General features: G+C 66.6%; 1 protein-coding gene. It reads left to right on the top strand.

Going from position 1 to position 2,249, the window contains the following annotated elements:
* Positions 1-274: 274 nt before the first annotated feature.
* On the top strand, positions 275-2,227 hold the full coding sequence (locus tag FJY88_13735) for a hypothetical protein (GenBank protein MBM3288387.1): 1,953 nt from the start codon (positions 275-277) through the stop codon (positions 2,225-2,227).
* Positions 2,228-2,249: the final 22 nt, after the last annotated feature.

The raw sequence follows: 2,249 nt of genomic DNA, 5'->3' as shown, positions 1-2,249 counted from the left end.
TCCTGGCAGGTGACGGCGGTGCGCAGTGATCCCACGGTCCGGAAGCTCGCGCCTCCCGTGGAGCAGGAGAAGCCGGCGCCGGAGCGGGGCAAGTACGTCGATCCGGAGTCGTACGGCATGCCCGCGAACATGCGGATCGGGCTTCCGGAAGGAAAGAAGACCGAATGAGCGCGCATTCAGCGCCAAGGGCGGTTCGCGCGCGGACCAGTCGATCCCGCAGCAGGTCGCGCGAGGCCGAGAACGAATCCGGAGGGCATTCGTCATGGAGGCAACGATGAGGACCAAAGCGCAATCAACCCCATCGATGGGCCGGAAGGCGATGACGGCTGCAACCCTGGTGGCTCTCGTCGTGCTGTCCGCAGTCGGCGCGACCACAGTCTCCGCGCAGATCCCGCGGACGGTCAGCCATCAGGGTCTGCTCACGCTCCCTGGAGGCTCGGCGGCTCCCGACGGCAACTACACCATGACCTTCCGGATCTACAACCTGGAGTACGGGGGAACGGCGCTCTGGACGGAGGCCCAGACCCTCGCGCTCTCCGGAGGCGTGTACAATGCCACGCTGGGAAGCGTGACCACGCTCAACCTCCCCTTCGACGTCCAGTACTGGCTCGGAGTGCAGCTCAGCGGCGAGTCGGAGATGGCCCCCCGCGTGCGGCTGACCAGCGCGCCGTATGCCTACCGGGCGGTGGTAGCCGAGGGGCTGGCCGGGGGCACGGCCGGGGACATCACCGCGGTCTACGCCAACGACGGTCTGGCCGGCGGCGCGACGAGCGGGGATGCGCCGCTCAGCGTCGGTGCCGGGACGGGCATCCAGGTCTCGGTGGATGCGGTGGCGCTGGCTCCGTCCTACGCCGACGGCAGCGCCTACGACGCGCGCTTCGTGAACGAGGGGCAGGGGAACTCGGTCACCGCAGACATGGTCGTGCCGAACATCGTCGGCGCGCTCGACGGAGTCACCAACGACGGAGGCAACATCGACCTGATCGCCGGCGCGAACGTGACCATCACCCCGGATGACGCGAACAACCAGATCACGATCTCGGCGAGCGGAGGGGGTGGCGGGATCGGCGGCAGCGGCACGGCGAACTACCTCTCGAAGTTCACCGGACCCACGACCATCGGCAATTCCCTGCTCTATGACAACGGGCAGAGAGTCGGCATCGGGACGACCGCGCCAGGCTCCCGTCTGACGGTCACCGGCGTGACGAACAGCGACGCGGTGCTGGAGCTTCGGGGCGGAGGCTATCCCGGAGTGAGTATCGTTCGGACGGATCCAGGGTGGGCGAAGCTCCAATTCTGGTCCCAGGATATCCCCACATGGTCCATCGTCGACGACGCAGAGGGGCCGCTGAGTTTCTACCGCGCAAACGCGACCCATGCCGTCCTCAAGCTACACACGACGGGGGTCAAGGCGATCATTCCTTACCTCAACCCCACCGATCCGGTGGCGTTCTCGGCCAAGTATGACGGCTGGGAAGTAGCAGATGTCATCGGCGTCAAGGGACAAAGCACTCCTGGCGACTGGTACGGTGTCGGAGGCTCCTTCGTAGGAGGCTACAAGGGAGCGGTAGGAAACGTCTGGCCGTCCGGCAGCGCCACCTACACCGGCGTGGAAGGAGGAGTCTCTGGCGGGTCGGGGATGAACATCGGCCTCCGAGGTTGGGCGGCCGGCGGCGGCAGCAACTACGGGCTGTACGCGACAGCGGAGGGGGGCGCGTCCAACTACGCGGGAGGCTTCTTTGGCGACGTCCTGATCCAGGGCGACCTCTACCTGAGCGGCAGCAAGTCCTTCCGCATCGACCATCCTCTCGACCCGGCAAACAAGTATCTGAACCATTTCTCCGTCGAGTCGGACGAGGTCCTGAACACCTACACCGGCAACGTGATTCTCGACGACGCCGGCGAGGCCTGGGTGGCGCTGGCCGACTGGTTCGGCGAGATCAACCGCGACCCGCGCTACCAGCTCACCTGCATCGGCGGTCACGCTCCCGTCTACATCGCAAGCAAGATCTCGGGCAACCGCTTCAAGATCGCCGGAGGCACGCCCGGCCTCGAGGTCTCCTGGCAGGTGACGGCGGTGCGCAGTGATCCCACGGTCCGGAAGCTCGCGCCTCCCGTGGAGCAGGAGAAGCCGGCGCCGGAGCGGGGCAAGTACGTCGATCCGGAGTCGTACGGCATGCCCGCGAGCATGCGGATCGGGCTTCCGGAAGGAAAGAAGACCGAATGAGCGCGCATGCAGCGGCAAGAGC

The sequence above is a fragment of the Candidatus Eisenbacteria bacterium genome (genome assembly GCA_016867495.1).
Classification (GTDB): domain Bacteria; phylum Eisenbacteria; class RBG-16-71-46; order CAIMUX01; family VGJL01; genus VGJL01.
Note: the sequence above shows the minus strand (reverse complement) of the source record. Positions and strands in the feature narration are given on the sequence as shown.

Excerpts from the sequence above, each read along its gene's own strand:
- FJY88_13735 (MBM3288387.1), top strand. The coding sequence starts at position 275 with ATGAGGACCAAAGCGCAATCAACCCCATCGATGGGCCGGAAGGCGATG.